Annotated in this window: 22 protein-coding genes and 6 tRNA genes; 2 read left to right on the plus strand and 26 right to left on the minus strand. The window is 38.5% G+C overall.

The genetic code is table 11. From position 1 onward, the window contains the following. Positions 1-33: 33 nt before the first annotated feature. The 21 genes from pth to greA all read right to left on the minus strand — a co-directional run bounded on the left by pth (position 34) and on the right by greA (position 14,807). Positions 34-600 carry an aminoacyl-tRNA hydrolase gene (pth, locus tag ACSAMO_RS03745; protein WP_147513588.1) on the minus strand — a complete coding sequence of 189 codons (567 nt, stop codon included), beginning with the start codon at positions 598-600 and terminating at the stop codon, positions 34-36. 70 nt (positions 601-670) lie between these two features. Beyond that, entirely contained in the window at positions 671-2,029 is a 1,359-nt protein-coding gene (gene glmU / locus ACSAMO_RS03750; protein ID WP_499209877.1) for a bifunctional UDP-N-acetylglucosamine diphosphorylase/glucosamine-1-phosphate N-acetyltransferase GlmU, read from the minus strand. 22 nt (positions 2,030-2,051) lie between these two features. Beyond that, on the minus strand, positions 2,052-2,954 hold the full coding sequence (locus ACSAMO_RS03755) for a bifunctional riboflavin kinase/FAD synthetase (protein ID WP_022230148.1): 903 nt from the start codon (positions 2,952-2,954) through the stop codon (positions 2,052-2,054). Positions 2,955-2,967: 13 nt separating this feature from the next. Next, positions 2,968-3,837: a tRNA pseudouridine(55) synthase TruB gene (gene truB, locus ACSAMO_RS03760; RefSeq protein ID WP_022230147.1), complete on the minus strand. Its 870-nt coding sequence runs from the start codon at positions 3,835-3,837 to the stop codon at positions 2,968-2,970. A gap of 11 nt (positions 3,838-3,848) precedes the next feature. After that, positions 3,849-4,808: a DHH family phosphoesterase gene (locus ACSAMO_RS03765; RefSeq protein WP_499209878.1), complete on the minus strand. Its 960-nt coding sequence runs from the start codon at positions 4,806-4,808 to the stop codon at positions 3,849-3,851. 12 nt (positions 4,809-4,820) lie between these two features. Continuing rightward, positions 4,821-5,159 (minus strand): 30S ribosome-binding factor RbfA, encoded by a 339-nt coding sequence (rbfA, locus tag ACSAMO_RS03770; protein WP_022230145.1) that lies wholly within the window; start codon positions 5,157-5,159, stop codon positions 4,821-4,823. Between the two features lie 41 nt (positions 5,160-5,200). Beyond that, a complete protein-coding gene (gene infB / locus ACSAMO_RS03775) occupies positions 5,201-7,684 on the minus strand; it encodes a translation initiation factor IF-2 (protein ID WP_499209879.1) in 2,484 nt (827 codons plus the stop codon). A 34-nt stretch (positions 7,685-7,718) separates the two neighbouring features. Next, on the minus strand, positions 7,719-8,021 hold the full coding sequence (locus tag ACSAMO_RS03780) for a L7Ae/L30e/S12e/Gadd45 family ribosomal protein (RefSeq protein ID WP_022230143.1): 303 nt from the start codon (positions 8,019-8,021) through the stop codon (positions 7,719-7,721). Beyond that, a complete protein-coding gene (gene rnpM, locus ACSAMO_RS03785; RefSeq protein WP_022230142.1) occupies positions 8,018-8,272 on the minus strand; it encodes an RNase P modulator RnpM in 255 nt (84 codons plus the stop codon). The genes ACSAMO_RS03780 and rnpM overlap by 4 nt, the downstream gene beginning before the upstream one ends. A 5-nt stretch (positions 8,273-8,277) precedes the next feature. Continuing rightward, the gene (nusA, locus tag ACSAMO_RS03790) at positions 8,278-9,303 is read right to left on the minus strand and encodes a transcription termination factor NusA (RefSeq protein ID WP_022230141.1); all 1,026 of its coding nucleotides are present in this window, start codon (positions 9,301-9,303) and stop codon (positions 8,278-8,280) included. An 18-nt stretch (positions 9,304-9,321) separates the two neighbouring features. Further along, the gene (gene rimP, locus ACSAMO_RS03795) at positions 9,322-9,780 is read right to left on the minus strand and encodes a ribosome maturation factor RimP (protein ID WP_022230140.1); all 459 of its coding nucleotides are present in this window, start codon (positions 9,778-9,780) and stop codon (positions 9,322-9,324) included. Between the two features lie 151 nt (positions 9,781-9,931). Further along, positions 9,932-11,293 (minus strand): LCP family protein, encoded by a 1,362-nt coding sequence (locus tag ACSAMO_RS03800; protein WP_482489492.1) that lies wholly within the window; start codon positions 11,291-11,293, stop codon positions 9,932-9,934. A 232-nt stretch (positions 11,294-11,525) separates the two neighbouring features. After that, the gene (locus ACSAMO_RS03805; RefSeq protein WP_118445875.1) at positions 11,526-12,161 is read right to left on the minus strand and encodes a leucine-rich repeat domain-containing protein; all 636 of its coding nucleotides are present in this window, start codon (positions 12,159-12,161) and stop codon (positions 11,526-11,528) included. Positions 12,162-12,437: 276 nt separating this feature from the next. Beyond that, a tRNA-Tyr gene (locus tag ACSAMO_RS03810) sits at positions 12,438-12,522 on the minus strand. 39 nt (positions 12,523-12,561) lie between these two features. Then, positions 12,562-12,637: transfer RNA gene (locus ACSAMO_RS03815), tRNA-Thr, on the minus strand. Between the two features lie 60 nt (positions 12,638-12,697). Then, positions 12,698-12,782 (minus strand) — tRNA-Tyr (locus ACSAMO_RS03820). Between the two features lie 36 nt (positions 12,783-12,818). Continuing rightward, positions 12,819-12,894: transfer RNA gene (locus ACSAMO_RS03825), tRNA-Thr, on the minus strand. Positions 12,895-12,922: 28 nt separating this feature from the next. Beyond that, a tRNA-Val gene (locus tag ACSAMO_RS03830) sits at positions 12,923-12,998 on the minus strand. 8 nt (positions 12,999-13,006) lie between these two features. Continuing rightward, positions 13,007-13,083: transfer RNA gene (locus tag ACSAMO_RS03835), tRNA-Pro, on the minus strand. A 105-nt stretch (positions 13,084-13,188) separates the two neighbouring features. Next, positions 13,189-14,247, minus strand: a complete 1,059-nt coding sequence (locus tag ACSAMO_RS03840; protein ID WP_482489494.1) for a YkvI family membrane protein — start codon at positions 14,245-14,247, stop codon at positions 13,189-13,191. A gap of 86 nt (positions 14,248-14,333) precedes the next feature. Then, a complete protein-coding gene (gene greA / locus ACSAMO_RS03845) occupies positions 14,334-14,807 on the minus strand; it encodes a transcription elongation factor GreA (RefSeq protein WP_022230136.1) in 474 nt (157 codons plus the stop codon). Between the two features lie 258 nt (positions 14,808-15,065). Here greA and ACSAMO_RS03850 point away from each other — a divergent pair, with 258 nt between their 5' ends. Next, positions 15,066-16,127, plus strand: coding sequence for a hypothetical protein (locus ACSAMO_RS03850; protein WP_499209880.1), 1,062 nt, complete (start codon positions 15,066-15,068; stop codon positions 16,125-16,127). A 61-nt stretch (positions 16,128-16,188) separates the two neighbouring features. On the opposite strand, the gene ACSAMO_RS03855 is transcribed toward ACSAMO_RS03850, so the two are convergent. From ACSAMO_RS03855 to ACSAMO_RS03875, 5 genes are all read right to left on the minus strand, one after another. Beyond that, positions 16,189-17,091 carry an IS3 family transposase gene (locus tag ACSAMO_RS03855; protein WP_176813171.1) on the minus strand — a complete coding sequence of 301 codons (903 nt, stop codon included), beginning with the start codon at positions 17,089-17,091 and terminating at the stop codon, positions 16,189-16,191. Further along, positions 17,025-17,393 carry a helix-turn-helix domain-containing protein gene (locus ACSAMO_RS03860; protein ID WP_176813169.1) on the minus strand — a complete coding sequence of 123 codons (369 nt, stop codon included), beginning with the start codon at positions 17,391-17,393 and terminating at the stop codon, positions 17,025-17,027. Before ACSAMO_RS03860 ends, ACSAMO_RS03855 begins: the two co-directional genes overlap by 67 nt. Before the next feature lie 69 nt (positions 17,394-17,462). After that, positions 17,463-18,440 carry a galactose-1-phosphate uridylyltransferase gene (gene galT, locus ACSAMO_RS03865; RefSeq protein WP_022230134.1) on the minus strand — a complete coding sequence of 326 codons (978 nt, stop codon included), beginning with the start codon at positions 18,438-18,440 and terminating at the stop codon, positions 17,463-17,465. 70 nt (positions 18,441-18,510) lie between these two features. Beyond that, positions 18,511-19,929: a HAMP domain-containing sensor histidine kinase gene (locus ACSAMO_RS03870; RefSeq protein ID WP_499209881.1), complete on the minus strand. Its 1,419-nt coding sequence runs from the start codon at positions 19,927-19,929 to the stop codon at positions 18,511-18,513. Then, a complete protein-coding gene (locus ACSAMO_RS03875; RefSeq protein ID WP_022230132.1) occupies positions 19,929-20,615 on the minus strand; it encodes a response regulator transcription factor in 687 nt (228 codons plus the stop codon). Before ACSAMO_RS03875 ends, ACSAMO_RS03870 begins: the two co-directional genes overlap by 1 nt. Positions 20,616-20,789: 174 nt before the next feature. Here ACSAMO_RS03875 and ychF point away from each other — a divergent pair, with 174 nt between their 5' ends. Beyond that, positions 20,790-21,884 carry a redox-regulated ATPase YchF gene (ychF, locus tag ACSAMO_RS03880; RefSeq protein WP_117964965.1) on the plus strand — a complete coding sequence of 365 codons (1,095 nt, stop codon included), beginning with the start codon at positions 20,790-20,792 and terminating at the stop codon, positions 21,882-21,884. The last annotated feature ends 32 nt before the right edge of the window (positions 21,885-21,916 follow it).

Here is a 21,916-nt window from a genome sequence, read left to right on the forward strand (position 1 = left end):
ACACCTTGTCGTGGACGGACAAAATGCACTTTTTTATTTGCCGTTATACTTATTCATCGCAGACTGTACACCGTTTTTGATAATCTCCGCAACGGCTTTTTCCGCTTTAACTATTGCGTCCTCCATTACAGGAATTTCTTCCTTTGTAAATCTGCCGAGTACAAAGTCTGCCAAATCATAATCTTCGTGTTTCGGTGCACCGACACCCATTTTTACTCTTGGGAATGTATCGCTGTTTAGACGGTATATTATAGATTTAAGTCCGTTGTGACCGCCGGCACTTCCTTTCGGTCTTACTCTTATTCTGCCTACATCAAGAGATATATCGTCATTGATTACAATAATATTTTCAGGCGGTATTTTATAAAACTGTGCCATTTCACCGACTGAATCACCGCTTAAATTCATATATGTCTGCGGTTTTACAAGGTACACCTTTTCACCGCTTATTGTCGCCTCACCGTACACCGCTTTAAACTTTAATTTGGTAAGTTTTGCACCGTACTTATCCGCAATATAGTCTATTGTGTGAAATCCGATATTATGACGTGTCATATCGTACTGCTTACCCGGATTTCCAAGTCCCACTATTAAATACATTGGTATAATCTCCTCTTTACGTCCAAAAAGGGCAGATAATTTATCTGCCCAAATATCTTTAAAACTCATATTACTTACGTTTATCCTTCCAACCCTCTTTATTAACCTGTCTTGCACGCGCGATAGACAAGCTATTTTCAGGAATATCTTCTGTTATTGTCGAACCTGCGGCAATATAAACGCCGTCACCGACATTAATCGGCGAAACGAAGTTTGTATTACAGCCTACAAAGCAATCGTCACCGATTGTTGTTCTGTATTTCTTCTTACCGTCATAGTTACACGTTACAGTACCACAGCCGAAGTTTACCCTTTTACCGACATCGCTGTCGCCGATGTATGTAAGGTGAGAAATCTTTGTACCGTCGTCAATATTTGAATTTTTAAGTTCGACAAAATCGCCGACTTTAACTTCCTTACCCACATGACAATTAGGTCTGATATACGCAAAAGGTCCTACGTGTGTACCCTCGTCAACTTCCGATTCAAGTATAACTGAGCTTAACACGTCAACGCCGTCATGTATAACCGCTCTGTCAAGCATACTTCCCGAACCGATAACGCAGTCAGAGCCGATTTTTGTACCGCTCTTTATTGTGACGTTCTGACAAATTTCAGTATCATTGCCGATTTCAACGCCGTCTTCGATATAAACGCTTTCAGGATTACGCATTGTAACACCGTTTCTCATATGGTATTCATTAATACGCTTTTGCATAATCTTCTCGGCTTCATTAAGCTGTACTCTGTCGTTTATACCTCTGATTTCGTCATTGTCCGAAATTGCGTAACCGCCGATTTTCTTACCGGCACTTAGAAGTATTTCAAGAGTATCTGTAAGGTAATATTCGCCTTGTGCGTTGTTCGGAGTAATCTTATCAAGTGCATATACAAGCGACTGTGCGTCAAAAACGTACATTCCCGAATTTACTTCGTTGATTTTCTTTTCTTCTTTACTTGCGTCCTTTTGCTCAACGATTTTCAAAACAGAACCGTCATTATCTCTTACAATTCTTCCGTAACCTGTCGCATCGTCAAGAATTGCGGTTATAACAGTTGCTTGATTGCCGTTATTTTTGTGATATTCAATAGCCTTGTTTATTGTTTCGGCAGTTATAAGAGGAGTGTCACCGTTTAGAATAACAACCTCGCCCTTTGAATTTTTTATAACGTCGATAGCTTGCATAACTGCGTGACCTGTACCTTTTTGTTCAGCCTGCAACGCAAATTTGCACACATCGCCGAGTACCTCTTTAACCGTTTCAGCCTTATGACCGACAACCGCGCAAACCTTGTCCGCACCTGCTGCCTCAGACGCGTCAATAACCCACTTTGAAAGCGGTTTACCGCATACTTTATGAAGTACCTTCGGCATTTTCGACTTCATTCTTGTTCCCATTCCTGCCGCTAAAATTACACTTGTAAACATAAATAACTCCTCTCAAAAACACTTATAAATCCATTTTTGATGTAACTTCCATATCGTGATGTATCTGTTCAATAAGTTTATCTACACCGTCAAATTTTATAACACCCCTAAGTTTTTTCGCAAAACTCACGCGTATATATTCTCCGTAAATATCCTCGTCAAAATCAAGGATATGACTTTCCACTGTCAATTTTTTTGCACCGAATGTCAGATTTTTTCCGACATTGACAACGCATTTCAAACGCTTACCACGCACATACGTTATACCTGCGTAAACACCCTCTTCGGGAAGTGCCATATTCACGTCATAATCAACATTCGCAGTCGGAATACCCATTTTTCTGCCGTTCTGCAAACCTTTCACAACATTGCCTTCAATGCAATAACGTCTGCCCAAAAAACGTTCCGCTTTTTCCATATCACCGGCTTTTATAATGCTCCTTATGTATGTACTCGAAACGATTTTTCCGTCAAGCTTTATAACGTCCGTAACAAACACTTTAAATCCGTATTTCTCGCCAAACCATTTTAAAAGTTTGACGTCACCTTGTGCTTTGTAGCCGAAACTGTAATCATATCCGACACAAACAGCCTTTATATGAAGATTTTCAACAAGATACTGTACAAATTCTTCGGGAGTTTTTTTCATAAACTCCTTATCAAATTTCTCCATATACACAAAATCAGGCTTTTCACGTTCCAAAAGCTCCAACTTTGCCTCATTCGGCGTTATAAGCTCAATCTTATGCCCCACAACGTCATTTGTGTTTTCTTCAAACAACAGCACACCGCTTTTTAAGCCGTTTTCTTTTGCATATTTAATACCGTTTCTGATAATCGTCATATGAGCGATATGAAGTCCGTCAAAATTTCCGAGTGCAACAACCGTACCATCGTAATCTGTTTTATCACGGAATATCTTCATTTATATCGCCCCCTTAATTCCAGAAAGATTTTTCAAGTTTTAATTTGCCGTCTGTAATCTTTGATATACACAAAAAATTATTTTTTTCGTCATACACGCGGTAAGATTGTCCCTCTTTACCGCTGTACGTCATCTGTACACCGTTCGTAACGCTTTTAACTTGCTTTGGGTTAAGTTTAATTTTAGGATATTCCTCAAACATTCTGTCAACGGGAATTATGATTTTTTCAAGCTCGCCGTTGTTTTTCAATATTTCGATTTCCTTTAGCGTGTGGCTTTCTTCTATCGTAAACGGTCCTGTTTTTGTACGTCTTAATGTGTTCATATACGCACCGACGTGCAGTTTCATACCTATATCCTCGCAAAGTGTTCTGATATATGTACCTTTTGAACACGAAACGTCAATAGTCACACGTTCGCCGTTAATTTCAAGTATATCAATAGAATTTATCGTCACCTTACGGCTTTTCCTCTCAACTTCGATACCTTTTCTTGCAAGTTCGTAAAGTTTCTTGCCGTTTTGCTTTATCGCAGAATACATAGGCGGTATCTGCTCGATTTCACCGACAAAGCTCATTATAGCTTGTCTGATTTCATCTTCACTGCAAGTCACTTCACACTCCGTAAGCACTTCACCGTCAGCGTCCTGCGTATCGGTCGTCATACCAAGCACAAGCTCAGCTCTGTAACACTTGTCCGACAAAGTAAGCATATCCGCAACCTTTGTTGCAGAGCCGATACAAACAGGCAGTACGCCCGTTGCCTCAGGGTCAAGCGTTCCCGTATGTCCAACCTTTTTTATACCCGTCATCTTACGCATAACATAAACCATATCATGCGAAGTACGTCCCAAAGGCTTATCTATTATAATTATACCGTTCATTATAATCTCCGTTAAATTATTTTATCCAAAGCTCTTTTGCAAGCGTCGATAACAGCCTTTTCGGCTTTTTCGGTTGAATCGAAATCCAAAGTCGCACCTGCCGCTTTAATATGACCGCCGCCGCCGAACTTCATTGCAACTTCCGCAACGTCGGCTTTACCGTTTGAACGCAAATTAAGTCTGAAACCGTTGTTTGTACGTTTTATGCAAACCGCAATTTCAGTACCCTCAATTCTTCTCGGAATATCAACCAAATTCGGAATATCTTCCTTACCCATTCCGTACTTTGCACCGATTTTTTCATCGGTAATTACCGCTTTAATTTTACCGTCTGCATATTCCTTGATATTTTCGGTAATTTCTGCTTTTAATTTCGCCGCCGCAAGCGACTCACTGTCAAAAAGCAGTCTTGCCACTTCCGCATGGTCAAAATCATATTCCAAAAGGTTTGCCGCCGTACGCATTGTTTTAGACGTAACGTTACTGTACTTAAAGCAACCCGTATCGGAGCATATTGCCGTATACAAATCCTTGGCAATATCATTATCCAATTCAATGCCCATTTTTTCAAATAAAGCATACAAAATTTCACCTGCCGCAGCCGCTTTACCGTCAACATAATTTGCATCGGCAAAATTAGTGTTTGTTAAGTGATGGTCAATATTTATTGAATTATTTATTTCTTCAAAGAGGGACTTTCTCTCTGCTATACGTCCCAAATCACCGCAGTCAATGCACGCGCAAAGGTCGTGATTATGTTTCATACCCTCTTGATACAAAACATAATCATCACCTATAAATGCCAATCTTGACTCAATTCTTCCGTTTACATATACGGTCGCCTCTTTACCCAACTTTCTCATAACCTTTGCAAATGCAAAGCATGAGCCGATTGTATCCGGATCCTCATTCAAATGAGTAAGCACTGCTACGGATTTTGCCTCCATTATCTTATCAATAACAGCCTGCATAACTAATCCCCTTTATTTCTTGTTTATATTATTAAGAAGTCTTTCGATATTTGCACCATGCTCGATTGAATCATCAAGTTCAAACACAAATTCCGGCGTATATCTTAAATCAATTCGTTTACCCAATTCACGTCTTATAAAGCCGGCGGCACTCTTTAAGCCCTGCATAGCTTTTTTCTTTGTTTCTTCATCACCCATAACGGAAATATATGCCTTTGCATATCTCAAGTCGTTTGTCACATTTACAGTAACAACGCTCGTCATAAGTGGAATACGCGTATCTTTTAATTCACGAATTATATTTGCAAGTTCACGCTTAACTTCTTCATTGATTTTATCAATTCTTGCCATATTTATTCCTCTCCGATGAATGGCTGAATTTCAGCCAATAACTATCTTTCTATTTCTTCCATAACAAAACATTCGATAGTATCGCCCTCTTTAATATCGTTGAAGTTTTCAACACCGATACCACATTCAAAGTTTTCCGCAACTTCTTTTGCGTCATCTTTAAATCTCTTTAGAGAATTTATAGTACCCTCGTGAACAATGATACCGTTACGAACGATACGAATTTCAGCATTACGCTGAATTTTGCCTTGTGTTACATAACAACCTGCGATAGTACCCACGTTTGACACCTTAAATGTCTGACGTACTTCCGCATAACCGATAACGACTTCCTTAAATTCAGGGTCAAGCATACCCTTCATAGCAGCCTCAATTTCTTCGATTGCCTGATAAATAACTCTGTAAAGTCTTATATCAACTTCATTCTGTTCAGCAGACGCAAGCGCACCTGCGTCAGGTCTTACGTTAAAGCCGACAATGATAGCATTTGACGCATTTGCAAGCATTACGTCAGATTCGTTAATCGCACCTACACCGCCGTGAATTGCTCTTACTCTGACTTCATCGTTAGACAATTTTTCAAGTGACTGTTTAACAGCCTCAACGCTACCTTGTACGTCAGCCTTGATGATAACGTCAAGCTCTTTCATGTTACCCTCGTCAATCTGGCTGAACAAGTTATCAAGCGATACTTTAACAACTTGATTAAATTTATTTTCTTGAAGTTCCTGTTTTCTCTGTTCAGCAACGTCACGTGCAAGTTTTTCGTTTTCAACGACCATAAATGTGTCGCCGCCCGACGGTGCCTCCGACAAACCAAGAATTTCAACCGGTGTTGACGGTGGTGCAGTCTTAACACGTCTGCCCTTATCGTTTACCATCGCACGAACTCTGCCGACAGCTGTTCCGGCAATTACAAAATCACCGACTTTAAGTGTACCGTTCTGTACAAGAACAGTCGCAACTGGACCTCTGCCCTTATCGATTTCAGCCTCGATTACAGTACCTTGTGCATCTCTGTTAGGGTTAGCCTTTAGCTCCTGCATATCTGCAACAAGAAGTACCATTTCCAAAAGTCCGTCAATGTTAATTCTCTTTTTAGCCGAAATTTCAACGCAGACAGTATCTCCGCCCCATTCTTCAGGTACAAGATCGTACTCAACAAGCATTTGCTTAACTCTTTCAGGGTTAGCACCGTCTTTATCAATCTTATTAATTGCAACAACGATTGTAACACCTGCCGCTTTTGCATGGTTAATAGCCTCGATTGTCTGTGGCATAATACCGTCATCAGCCGCAACAACAAGTATTGCAACGTCAGTTACCTGTGCACCTCTCGCACGCATTGTTGTAAATGCTTCGTGACCCGGTGTATCAAGAAATGTTATAAGTCTGTCGTTTAGTTTAACGCTGTAAGCACCGATATGCTGTGTAATACCGCCAGCCTCTGTATCTGTTACGCTTGTGTCACGGATTGCGTCAAGAAGTGATGTCTTACCGTGGTCAACGTGACCCATTACAACAACTACAGGAGGACGCGGAACAAGATCTTCCGGCTTATCTTCTTCCTCGGTTTCAATCATAAGCATATCTTCTTTTGTAAGAACAACTTCCTGTTTAACTTCAATACCGAAATCGTCACCGATAAGCTGTGCTGTTTCAAAGTCGATAGCTTGGTTTTGTGATGCCATAACTCCAAGCATCATAAGTTTTTTAACAACTTCTGCCGATGTCTTACCCATCTTAGACGCAAATTCACCAACCGTAATTGTTTCAGGGATTTCAACCTCTGTTATAACCTTAGCCTTTATTTCCTTTTTAGGCTGTTGGTTCTTTTCCTTTTCACGACGGTTTTTGCCGCCCTTTTTATTCTTAGCTTTACCGCCCTTTTTATCCATCTTGATATTATCAGGAACCATATCTTCAATACGTTCACGGGATTCTATTGTATCAAGTTCAACAGTTGATTGACGGGTATCAACATAACGTTTCTTTTCCTCTGTCTTTACAACATACTCTTCTTCCGTATTGGTATGGTCGATATTGCTCAAGTCAATTCTTTGACCCGACTGTTTCTTTGCAACTTTCTTATGCTTTTCTTGCTTTTGCTTTTCTTCTTTCTTTTCAGCCTTTGTTTCAGTCTTAACTTCGGCTTTTACCTCTGATTTTTCTTCAGTCTTTTTAACTTCTTTAACAGTTTTTTCTTCTGCTTTCTTTTCTTCTTTCTTAGCAGGTTTTTCAGCCTTTTCTTTTGTTTTCTTGGCAGGCTTTTTCGCCGGCTTTTCTTCGTCATTGCCGTCTTCGTTTGCTTTCTTCAAAGCCGCCTCACGCATTTCGCGAATTTCTTCCTCTGAAACTTGGTTCATCTCCGTATAAATATCGAAAATCAAACCGATAGTTTCTTCGTCAACCACGCTTGCCGAACTCTTTAGTTCTACTCCGAATTCCGCAAGTTTAGCTATTATATCCTTATTTGTAATCTTTAGATTTTTTGAAATCTCACCTAATTTTATCTTATCTGCCATATTTGCATCACCCTTTCTCCATGTCCCAGAGGGATTAGTCGTTTAATCTATCTAAAATTGCTTTCGCAAAATTGTCGTCATTCACGGAAACTACCGCACGGCTGTCTGCTCCTGTAAACTTGCCAAGCTCCGCCTTACTTCCCGCCTCAACAAATTTCGTTTTATAAAATTTGCATGAATCGGTTATTGATTTTTTTGTATTATCAGATGCGTCACACGCTACTATAATAAGCTTTGAAACACCGCTTTTAACGGCTTTTGAACATATATCTTCACCTGTCTGCACCTTACCGGCTCTTTTTGCCAAGCCGAGCATACCTAAAAATTTGTTGTTCAAATCAATTCCTCCGCCGCTTTATATAGTTCCTTTGGGACGGCACATTTAAAATGACGCTCAATCCCTCTTTTTTTCTCCGCATTTCGAATACAGTCTATATTCTTGCAAATATAAGCACCACGTCCGAACAATTTTTTATCACAGTCGAATTTAATCTCACCTGTTTTGTTGTCACGAACCAATCTTATAAGTTCATTTTGCGGATACATTTTTCTGCACGCAACGCACATCCTTTGTGGTATGTGCTTCATATATATTAGTCCTCCGCACTGATGTCTATTTTCCAGCCTGTAAGTCTTGCCGCAAGACGTACATTCTGACCTGCTCTGCCTATTGCAAGCGAAAGCTGATATTCAGGTACAACAACGTGTGCACTCTTTTCCTCTTCGTTGATTTCAGCTGAAATAACCTTGGCTGGACTTAGACTTGCCGCAATAAATTCGGCAGGGTCTTCGCTCCACTTAACTATATCAATCTTTTCATTCTTCAATTCTTCGCCGATATTCTGAACTCTTATACCCTTCGGTCCGATACAAGCACCTTGTGCGTCAACGTTAGGATCGTTTGAATAAACGGCAATCTTTGTTCTTGAACCGCCCTCACGCGCAATGTTCTTTATCTCAACAATACCCTCGGCAATTTCAGGTACTTCTGCCTCAAACAACTTTTTAACAAGTCCCGGATGAGTTCTTGAAACTATAATCTGTGTACCTTTTGTTCCGCTTTTCACTTCGCTCACATAGCATTTAAGCACTTGACCTACTTCATATGTTTCGCCGATTGGCTGTTCTTTTTCAGGCAGCATTGCTTCGATTTTGCCGATGTCAATAAATACGTTTCCTTTTTCTATTCTCTCGATTGTTCCCGAAACTATGTCATTTGTCTTTTCGGTGTATTCACTGTAAATTATTCCTCTTTCAGCCTCTCTTATTCTCTGCGTAACAACTTGTTTTGCAGTCATTGCACTGATTCTGCCGAAATCTTTCGGTGTTACTTCTATATTTACCATATCACCGATTTGATAATTACCGTTGATTGCTCTTGCGTCCTCAAGTGAAATTTCTTCAAATTCGTCATATACAAGGTCAACAACTTCTTTCTTTGCAAATACCTTTACAGTTCCGCTTTCTCTGTCTATTGAAACCTCAACGTTTTGTGCTGAATAAAAGTTTTTCTTATATGCCGCAACAAGAGCCGCTTCAAGAGCGTCTATAAGCACTTCTTGACTTATGCCCTTTTCGTTACAGATTTCCGTAAGAACCTCAAATAATCCCTTTTCCATTTTTATAAATCTTCCTCTCTAAAACTTAAATGATAATCTTATATAAACTGCTTGCTTAACAGGTATTTCTTTCACTTCCCCATCAAGTTCAACAAATGCTGTTTTATCCTTGTAATCCTTTAAAACGCCTGTAAATTCCTTTACGCCTTTTTCTGCTTTGTAAAGCTTTACGTCAACCTCTCTGCCGATATAATAAAGAAATTCACGTTCCTTTGTAAGTTTTCTGTCTGCCCCCGGTGACGAAACTTCAAGCGTATAATTTTCTTCAATAAAATCTTCCGCGTCAAGAAGTTCCTCTACTGCCTTTGAAAACAATTCACATTCGTCTATACCAATTCCGCCCTCTTTGTCAATATAATAGCATAGCGAATAAGTGTCGTCGGCTTTTTTGTATGTCACATCAACAATATATACATTTTGTTTCTGTGCAATTTGTTCTCCGAGTTCAAGTGCTCGGATTTCTGTTCCGTTAGCCATTTGTACCTCCGTAACTTTTCAAAAAATCTTTTCATATAAATATGAAAGAGTGGGTAAACCCACTCTTTCTGAATATAGTATATTCCTCTTTAAAAGATATTATATCACATAAATCCAACAATTTCAAGACTTTTTTGTGATTTTATCTTTATTATTCATCGCTGCCGTCATTGCTTTCACTGCTACTGTATTCAGAACTCGAAGATTCACCACTTGATTCTTCGCTTGATTCATATCTTTCGCCTGTACTCTCGTGAGAAGAACTTGATGTTCCCGTACTTTCTTCGGTCGTTTCATGATTTGATGACGAACCGGATGATGAGTTTGATGAACCGGATGATGAGCTTGATGAACTGTTTGAGGTACCTGAGCTTGATGAACCCGAAGTTCCCGATGAACTGTATGATGAATTTGAACTTCTGCTTTTTGAGTTCGATGAATTTGATGAATTTGATGAATTCGAAGTGTTTGACGAGCTTGAAGATATACCGCTTGATGAAGAACTACCGCTCTCTCTTGTAGCATTTTTAGGATTGTCCGTTGTGATATTATCTGCAGGATAACCGAACACATCTTGTACCATCGTTCTGATTTCGTCCATATTAGGTATCCAAACGTCGCCGTTCGCTGAATCTGAACTATATTCACCAGGCAATGAATACGAATGAATATTCACGCTTGAGAAATCAGCCAAATATTTTGAATACTTAATAACTTCACTTACTGTAAAGTTTGTCTTAATTTCAGAGCTTATATCCTTGAATATTGAAGGAATTTTCAAAATCAAAGATGCATTAACCTTTTGGTCTACAACAGCTTTCAGGAATTTCTGCTGCATTTCAACTCTGTCACTGTCACCGTTTACATAACCTTTAAATACACCGGTTGACGGATTGACATTACCGTGTCTGTAACGCATAAGCCATACAGCCTGCTGACCGTTCATCTGATAATCTCCCGGCGGAAGATTTATATGCAGACTCTGTACAGGGTCATCATATACCATACCTACACCGTCGCCGTAAAGATCCGGAATTGTAAATTCAATAGGACCAAGTTCGTCTATAACGTGAGCAACAGCGTCAAAGCTGAAATCAACATAGTAATTTATCGGAATACCCGTTATTCTCGTTACCGCCTCACAAGTTGCTGTCGCACCGCCGATTTCTCCGCTTTCATCCACAAATGCGTGTGCGGCGTTAATTTTTTGATAACGGTTTCCTATATACATTTTTGTATCACGAGGAATTGAGAGCATATTCACCTCTTTTGTTTCGGTATCAAAACTTGCAAGCATTATTGCGTCTGTTCTCAAGCCGTCAACGTCAACACCCATAAGTAAAACGTTTATCTTTCCGTCTGCCGCCTCAACAGTCGAAGTGTTGTCCACTGCTTCCTCATTGTTTGAGCCCGAAAAGTCAATTCCCATACAGACAGCTGCCACGGCAATAATCACTGCGAGTGATATTCCAAGCACTTGAAAATATCTTTTTACATTAAATTTAACTTTCACTCTGTAACCTCCAAAAATATTCATCTATGTTTCAAAAAAATACAATATATTTTAATTATACCATTCAAACTTACTCTCGTCAATAGAAAAAACACTTTATGTTTTTAAACTATTTGTAAACTTTACATACATATCCAAAAGTCAAATTGCATTTCAGATAATTCATCAGCACGCAAAAAGGGTGATATTTCCATACCACCCTTTAATTATTAACCCATATTAAATTTTTATACTAATGTGCAATATATGAAATTTTGTTAGCTTTCAGATATTCTTCGGCATATGTGCCTTTTACACATTTCACGTTGACTTTTTCACAGCCGTCAAACGCTCCGACAGCAATGTATTCAACGCTCTTTGGCAAAACTACGGTTTTAAGATTTTTGCAATTTTCAAATGCTTTTATATCTATGGCTTTCGTGCCGTCAGGAATTACGATTTCCTTTAAATCTGTATTTGAAAATGCTTTCACTCCGATTTCCTGTAATTTTTCGGGTAACTTGATGTTTTCAAGGCTTGTGCAGTCAGCAAATGTCATATCTTCAATCTTCATCACATTTTGAGGTATATTTATATCAGTAAGATTATCGCAACCTTCAAATGCTCCCCATTCGATATATGACACTGTTTCGGGAATTTCTATACCTTTCAACTCTTTGTTGTTTTTAAAGGCATCCGCTCCAATTCCCTCTACCGTCACACCTTCAAGTTCCTTTGGTATTACAGCATATTCGCCGAGATTATCCGCAGCTTTCAGAACAGCTTTCTCATTATGAACGGCATATGTCGCATATGATGAAGCGAATGCACTGATTTGAGTCATCATAACTATAAGCATAAGCGCCGCAACTAACATTTTCTTCTTCATATTTGACACTCCCTTTCATTCATTTCCTGTTCTCTTTATAAGTCTATTATACGCCGTATGAATATTTATTACAACAACAACAGACTTACAAAATTGTTTAAATGATTTAAGAAGTTGTTACAAATTGTTACAAAAAATTTTGTTTTATTTTGCATTCAAAAATACACCAAATTTGCGAAACCAAATCAAAGAAAAATATCAAATATTCCGTTCAAAAACGTTCAAAACAATATTATACAAAAAATCAGAGCAAGCTGTATACAGCTTGCTCTGATGTGGTGGGAGAGGATGGATTCGAACCATCGAAGTCGAAGACAACAGATTTACAGTCTGCCCCCTTTGGCCGCTCGGGAACTCTCCCAAACTATGAGGGATAAACCCGAAAGTTTATCCCTTTTTATGGAGCTGGTGATGGGACTCGAACCCGCGACCTGCTGATTACAAATCAGCTGCTCTACCAATTGAGCTACACCAGCATATTAAATTTTATCCCTACCCCTTAGGGGTAAAAAAACCACTTTATATGAAGTGGTTTTTGGTGGGAGAGGATGGATTCGAACCATCGAAGTCGAAGACAACAGATTTACAGTCTGCCCCCTTTGGCCGCTCGGGAACTCTCCCATGTGTTAGGGATAAACAAAAGCTTATCCCTGTTTGTGGAGCTGGTGATGGGACTCGAACCCGCGACCTGCTGATTACAAATCAGCTGCTCTACCAATTGAGCTACACCAGCATCATATTTAAGAACATTATTTAAAAAGTGGTGGGAGTTACAGGGCTCGAACCTGTGACATCCTGCTTGTAAGGCAGACGCTCTCCCAGCTGAGCTAAACTCCCATACTTTTTGGTCGGGATGACAGGATTCGAACCTGCGGCCCTCTGGTCCCAAACCAGATGCGCTACCAAACTGCGCTACATCCCGACGTATGTTCTCTGCCGTTTCGCTCTCGCCAAACGACTTGTATATAATAGCAAAGATATTTAGTTTTGTAAACCTCGATTACAGTCGATTATATTCCTTTTTTGCTTATTTTACTTTTGTATTCTCATTTTTACGTTCATTTTCTACTTTATTCATATTTTTTATAAAATTATAAATAACATAGAAAACAAGCACCAATCCGCCGTAACCGCAAAGTCTGTAAGCTGTATTTATAATTTTAGAAAAACCCGCACCGCTCATAGCAACCGCAATTACAGTCATAAAGAATACAACAACATTCTTCCCTATTTTTCTGCTTGCTATGTCAAGTACGTTAAATCTGTTTGATACATCTGTGGTAATGACCGCAAAGAAAAGCATTGTTCCGTAAATCGCCCCAAACACTTTGTTTTGTCTGAGAGCCATTGTGAGCATAGGTATTTCTCCGAGATTTATTTTGCCGTAATATATTTCAAGCACAGTCCATATAAGTAACATCATAACAAACAGCACCACTCCGGACATAACGCTTGCCAGTGCCGCATCTTTCCTGTCCTGCAAAAAACGGCTCATACCCGCAAGAATTGCACCTGTTGTTATAAGATTGTATCCGGCATATGAAATACTTGAAACAGTCATTTTAACTTCATTTGAAAAAACTTGATGTTCTCGAAATCTCAATATATAGAAACAACAAAAAATGATACCGAAAATTATTATTGCACCCAAAATCGAATTTATCCCCATAATTTTTTTATTGTTCATAAAAAATATCATTCCGCATACTGCATTAAAAATAATTGCGCCGAATATTTTTTTAATTCCGAACAATATAAAAAACATTTCCCCTGCACACGCCGTCATAACGCATACTGTGGATATTGCAAAAAGTAAAGTTATAATTTCGACAATTTTTCTTATATTATATCTAAAAAAATTGTTCAGATAATCCGAATAAGTTTCTATATTTTTTTCTACACACACCGATAAAACCGCATACGCAAACACCGAAAAAATAATACACGAAAGCAATACACCTATAATGCTGTATTTTCCGTATTTCACAAAAAAGCTTATAATCTCCTGTCCCGACGCAAAACCCGCACCGATAACCGCCGCCACATAACCGCATACGACGCTTAAAATATTCCGTATATTCCTCATAGCCTCACCCCCTAAGAAAATTTATGCAAAAAAACAGTGCGGTATTCAAATACCGCACTTAAATTTCTTATTAAATTATTTTTTGATTATTTTTCAATAGAAAGAATTTTAAATTCAATCTCACCGCCCGGAGTGTTTGCCTTTACAGTTTCGCCTGCCGCTCTGTTAAGACAAGCCGCACCGATAGGTGATTCGTATGACAGCTTGTTCTTGTAAGGATCAGCCTCTGTTGAACCGACGATTGTGTACTTTTCTTCACCGCCGAATATTGCAAGAACAACCTTTGAACCCGGAGTTACAACGTCTGACTTGATTTCTTCATCGTCAATAACTCTTGCATATTTAAGCATATATTCGATTTCGTTAATTCTTGCCTCTACTTCTGCCTGTTCATTTTTTGCTTCATCATATTCGGCATTTTCCGAAAGGTCACCAAATGAACGAGCCTCTTTAATTTTTTCGGATACTTCTTTTCTTGTGACATTCTTTAAAGTATCAAGTTCGTTTTCAAGTTCCAATTTACCTTCTCGTGTTAAAACAAATTCCTTTTCATCAGCCATTTTATGTCATTCCTCTCTTATTTTCACTTACGATTTAACTATTATAACTTTTTTTGAGTGAATTGTCAAGCTGTATTGGGATTTTAACACTAATTGTACCGCATACAAACGGAAATATATGAATATTGACGTTAGAGTTACACCAATCACATATGCTTCGTACCGGCGACCATCTGTCGCCCCCTACGCACTCTCACTTCAATCAACAATGAATTTAATTCAAAATTATGGGCAAGCTAATAAAAAGGAGTGATTTTTTTGAATTTTCTCACTTTAAAAGAGGACTTTTACAAGCGGTACGAAACATCAGGCAAATTTCTTCACTACACCTCATACGGTGCATTATGCACGCTTCTCGGACACACAGATATACCCACTGCACCGTCGTTATGCTGTACATTATCAATGCGAGTTGAAATGTTCGCACGAAAAAGCGGCGGCAACTATGTAAAAATTGAAAGCACCACCACAGACAAATGTCTGCAATACCCTTTCGGCACGTCCACAGACCTTTTTAAAGGCAAAACAAAATTCTTTGCCGAGTTAATACACGCACTTGAAAACAGCGGTTTAAAAGGTGCGGAAATACTGTACAATAACACAATACCGAATTTTATATCCTCAAAACACGCTTTTTCGGCTACACTGATAAAATCACTTATGCAAGTAAGTGATATAGAACTCACCCCTCTTGAAACCGCCGCAATATGTGCATTAAACGACGATTTAACGCCTTATCTCGCCGTACTTTTTTCTAAAAAAGGCTACTGTACACTTATGAACAGTGGTGAGCCGAAAAACCTGCCGTTGCCGCTTTCCGGCTACAAAATTCTTACCGCACACTGCACAGAACCGTTAAGCAACCATTCAAAGCACATTAAATATGCTATGTCCGAAATACGAAGATTATACCCTCACATCAATTCAATATCAGACTTGACGCCCGAAATACTGAGCACCGCAAAATCATCGTTTAAAAACAGCAAAGCGGCTAAATATATGTATCACCTATCCACCGAAAATACACGCATTAATACCGTTTCCGCCGCATTAAAACGATGTGATATAAAAACACTTTTCCGCGAAATAAACAATTCGGAACAATCCATGGAACGTTTTTGGGATATTGGCACAGAACATAAATTCCTTGCAAATACTGCACGCAACACAGACGGCATAGCCGCCGCAAGATGTCAGGATAAAGGTATTTGGGCAATCGTTGAAGAAGATAAGGTCGATTATGCAATAAATATGATTAAAAGCGATTTTGAAAACACTATCGGTTATAAACCGACTTTTTGTGTATGTGACACTTTTTAAACAAAAAAATGAGTCTGTCGATAAATTGAAGTGAACCCCAAAATTTAGACAAAATTAAATATTAACTTGCTTGTGAATGAGTTCGGTATTGTACCGGACTCATTCCTTTTAGCTTTAAAGAAATTCTTTCATTGTTGTAATAATCAATATATCTTTTTAATTCATCTATGAAAGCTTTGACACTTTCAAATTTTTCACCATAAAACATTTCAACTTTCAATCTTCCGAAGAAGTTTTCCATCGCACCGTTGTCCATACAATTTCCTTTTCTAGACATACTTTGTACAATATTGTGTTCTGACAGTAAACGTTGATATTCCGAATGTTGGTATTGCCAACCTTGGTCAGAATGGAATAATGGTTTCGCATTAGCGGGCAGCTTTTTGAATAAACCATCAAGCATTTCTCTAATTTGCTGCAAATTTGGACTTAATGAAATTGAGTATGACACAATTTCTCGATTATACAAATCCATTACAGGTGACAAATATACTTTATCATTACACACTTTAAATTCAGTTACATCAGTTGCTAGTTTTTCAAAAGGTTTTGTAGCTGTAAATTCTCTTTTAAGTAAGTTGTCGGCTATTTTGCCGATTTCTCCTTTGTATGAACGATATTTACTGTTTTTGCGTTGTTTTCCTTTGAGATTAAGTTCTTTCATCAGTTTCAACACAGTTTTATGGTTAATTGTATATCCTTTTTGTCTTAATACAATTAAGATTCTGCGGTAGCCGTATCTGCCTTTATTAGCTAAAAATATATATAGTATTTCTTGTTTCTCTTTCTTGTATTTATCTTTGATTGGATGTTGTATATAGTAATAAAAGGTACTACGGGCTAAACCTGATAATTGCAGCAAGTCTTTTAACGGATATTTTTGCCTTAATTCATTGACTATTGCTGCTTTTTCTCTTCTTTTAACATTCTTTTCCGAACTAAGGCACTGAGTTTTTTTAAGTATTCATTCTCCATTCTTAATCGCTGATTTTCGGCAATTAAATCTTCTTCAATTTTCTTATCAAGTTTGGGTGGACGACCTTTTGCTATTCCATCTACTTTACTGGCTCTACCTCGTCTTTCTTTCATCAGACCTTCGGCTCCTTCTTCCAAGAATATGCGTTCCCATTTCGATATTACATCATGTTTAACATCGTATTTTCTCTCTGTTTCCATTATACCCAAATGGTTTTCTCGCATATCCATTATAACAGATAGTTTGAATTCTGGCGAGTGTTTTCTATATTTTTGCCCTTTCTTTGCCATAAAAATATGCACCTCCAAAAGTGTCTAACTTTTGGGGTGCATATCAAATTGTCGACAGACTCTTTCGGTTTAGCCGTTCATTTTCTTAAGAAACTTTTCATGTGCCGCTCTAAGTTCAACAGCCATTGCTTCAGGAGCAGTTGTGTTACAGTGAGCCCAAGCACCTGTTTCAGAAGATGCGTTATATTTAATCTTATCTGCACTTCTCATCGGCGGATAGAATGCGATATGGAAGTGGTAATAATCAGATACATCTTCACCGTTTACAGGGTTTTGATACATACACATCATATAAGGGAACTTATAATCAAACAAACTGTCGAATGTACCTGTTGTTTCCTTTAATATCTTTGCAAGATTTGTCTTTTCACTGTCTGTAAGCTGTGACAAATTCTGTACGTGACGCTTTGCAGCTATGTACATACCGTAAGGATATTCGCTGAAGAATGGCAGGAATGTAACGAAATCTTCGTTTTCCATAATAATTCTGTCACCGCAGTTCATTTCATCTTCAAGCATATCGCAGATTAGACAGTTATGTGTTTCGTCAAAATGCTCCTTACATGATTCCATTTCAAGCTGTAATTTCTTCGGAATTACAGAATAACCGTAAATCTGACCGTGAGGGTGAGGCATTGTAACACCTACAACGTCACCTCTATTTTCAAAAATAAATACATACTTAATCTTTTCGTCCTTGCTTATTTCAACAAATCTTTCTGTCCACAAATCAACAAGTTCTCTGATATGGTCAACAGGAAGTTCCGGCAATGTTACAGTATGCTCCGGTGAGTACAAAATAACTTCGCACTTGCCGTATGCCGGCTTTGTCTTGTAAATTCTTGTTTCAACATCATCCGGTACAGGCGGATTTTGTGAAAGTGCAGGGAAATCATTATCATATTCATACACTGTAAAGTGGTCAGGAACCTTTCCCGAACCCGGACAGAACGGACACCAATCCTTTGGCATCTGAGGTCTGTTCTGACGGTGTGATGCAATCATTACCCAATCCTTTATTAGTGGGTTCCAACGTAATTCAGCCATTAAATTTTTCCTCCTTGAAATTCATATAATACTATTTTACACCTATTTTCATTGTCAGTCAATACCAAAATCACGCAAGTTCAAGTGTGAACGTGAATTTTGTATATTTAACCGTTGAGCCTTCCTTTGTATCAACACTTTCAACCCAAACGTTTTGCTTATGCAATGTCATAATATTTTTTACAAACGACAACCCCAGTCCAGCACCGCTCTTTTCATTTACGCGTGACTTATCGGTTTTATAGAAACGATTGAAAATATTGCTCAAATCCGCACCGCTTATTCCGTCACCGAAATTACCTACGCAAAATCTCGCTCTGCCGTCCTCAATCCATGTTCTTATACCGATTGTCGTATTCGGATAACTGAATTTTATCGCATTGTCAAGCAAGTTTATGACAACTCGTTTTATCGCGTCTTTATCTGCTATAACTTTCAAAATGTCATCTTCAAAATCAACATTAAGTTCAAGATTTTTCTCGTCAATTCTGTTACACAAACCGATTATACAAATTCTTGTAAGCTCGTTCAAATCAAATTCAGACACATCAAGTTTATATTCGCTTGACGACATTTTTGACATTTCAAGCATATCATTAACCATTTTCGTAAGACGTTTTGATTCGTCAAGCACGATTTTAAGGTATTCCTTTTCTTTTTCGGGCGGAATTGTACCGTCCAAAATGCCCTCGATAAATCCAGAAATACTCGTCATAGGAGTTCTGAGTTCATGCGATACGTCGCTTATAAACTCACTTCTTGTATCCTCCAATGCCTCTATGGAATCCGCCATAAAGTTAAAACTTGACGCAAGCTGTCCTATTTCATCGGCACTTGTCACCTCAACACGTTTGTCAAACTTACCTGACGCAATTCCCCTTGCAGCCTTATTAATCTCCTCTATCGGTTTTGAGATTTTCTTCGACTGCATATACACAAGTACAAATGCTGCCAATACAGAAAACAGTGATGTAATAATAACCATCATAAACAACTCAAGCGTAGTTTTTCTTATATCAAAAATGCCTGTCACATAAAACGACGCTCCGATAATACCTCCCTGATATTTAATCGGTACACCTATAACCATCATTTTATTTTTATACGAACCGTTTAATGTGCTGTATTTCTTTACGATATTTCCGTTTGTTACAATATGTACAAGTTCGTCCGGAATGGTCGCGGAACTTGTTGTACTTTCCAAAACTTCACCGTTTGAATTAGTTACTATAATATCCGAGTTCAAAAAGCTGCCCCACGACCTTAAAAGCTGTTTATATGCCGCTCTTGCACGATAATCGGTATCTTCTATTTGCAGTGATCCTGTCCAATACTCCAAATTCTGCGATACGCTTATAACGTTATTCATATGAGTGCTTATTGCAAAATGATTTACAAATATACCGACCGTAACCGCAACCGACGTAAAAACAAGCATAAGTATTATAGCATACGTCCAAAACAAACGTCCCAAAATACTCTTAAACATTATCTTACCTCGAATTTATAACCTACGCCCCATACGGTTTTCAGCTGCCAATTTGCCTCAACGCCCTCAAGTTTTTCTCTAAGTCTTTTTATATGAACGTCAACTGTACGCGAATCACCGAAATAATCAAATCCCCATACCTCTTCCAAAAGCTGTTCACGCGTGAACACTCTGTTCGGGTTTGACGCAAGGAAATACAAAAGTTCAAGTTCTTTCGGCGGCACTTCAACTATATTTCCGTTTATTTTAAGTTCGTAGTTTGAAAGGTTTATTGTAAGGTTAGGGAAAACAATTTCTTTTTCCGCATTTGATTCCTTTGTATCACTTCTTCTCAATACAGCCTTAACTCTTGCAAGAAGTTCTTTCGGCTCAAAAGGCTTAACCATATAATCGTCCGCACCGAGTTCCAAACCAAGCACCTTATCAAATGTTTCGCCTTTTGCGGTAAGCATTATAATAGGAATATTACTTACGCGTCTGATTTCACGGCACACCTGCCATCCGTCCATTTCAGGCATCATAACATCAAGAATTACAATAGCCGGTGCCTCTGACTTAAAAAGTTCAACGGCTTTTTTACCGTTGTTTGCGGTAACGGTATCAAAACCCTCTTTGTCCATATAAAGTTTTATAAGTTCTACTATATGTTCATCGTCATCTACTATAAGTACCTTATTGTTAGCCATTATTTTGTCCTCCTGTTTTTTCATCTTAATTATGATACATTTATTATACCATAAACCGAAAAAATAATAAAGAGTATTGCGAAAATGTTTTAAATGTTATATAATAAATTCATAAAATTTTCACAAATTGGTGTCGAATATATTTTCAGGCACTACGAAAGGACGAAAAACATAATGAAACTTGGAATCGTAGGCTTACCTAACGTAGGTAAATCAACATTATTTAATGCAATAACTCAGGCAGGTGCAGAATCGGCAAACTATCCGTTCTGTACGATTGAGCCGAATGTCGGTATAGTTGACGTTCCGGACGAACGTCTTGACAAACTTGCAGAAATGTATCACCCGAAAAAGGTTACTCACGCATATATCGAATTTGTCGATATAGCCGGTCTTGTAAAAGGTGCTTCAAAGGGTGAGGGGCTTGGAAACAAGTTCTTATCTCACATTCGCGAGGTTGACGCTATTGTTCACGTTGTACGTTGTTTTGAGGACGCAAACATCACTCACGTTGACGGTTCAATCGACCCTATTCGTGATATTGAAACTATCAGTCTTGAACTTATTTTCTCTGATATTGAAATGATTGAGAGAAGAATTGACCGTACAAAGAAAGCTATGAAGGGCGACAAGTCACTTGCAACAGAGCTTGCACTTTTGGAAAGAGTTAAAGCGACTTTGGAAGAAGGACTTCCTGCAAGAAGTATTGAATACACAGACGATGAAATGACTATAATGAAAGAAATTTCGCTTATTTCAATGAAGCCTGTTATCTATGCCGCAAACGTTGCGGAGGACGATTTCTCAAAAGGTATCGAAAACAACGAATTTGTAAACAGAGTTAAAGAACTTGCCGCAAAAGAAGGCTCACAGGTTATGCCTGTAAGTGCAAGAATAGAAGAAGAAATTTCTCAACTTGACGGCGACGAAAAGGCAATGTTCCTTGAAGAACTTAATATGAGCGAATCAGGTCTTGACAGACTTATCAAAGCAAGCTACACATTGCTTGGTCTTATCAGTTACCTTACAGCCGGTGAACCTGAAGTTCGTGCATGGACTATTACAAAAGGAACAAAAGCACCTCAGGCAGCAGGTAAAATTCATACAGACTTTGAACGTGGATTTATTCGTGCGGAAGTTGTTCACTATGACGACCTTATGGAATGCGGAAGTATGACAGCCGCTAAGGAAAAAGGTCTTGTAAGAAGTGAGGGTAAAGACTACGTTATGAAAGACGGAGATATTGTTTTGTTTAGGTTTAATGTATGATGAATACGATTTTACTTTTATATGCCGAGCTT

Source organism: Ructibacterium sp. SJQ-7, from assembly GCF_054696575.1.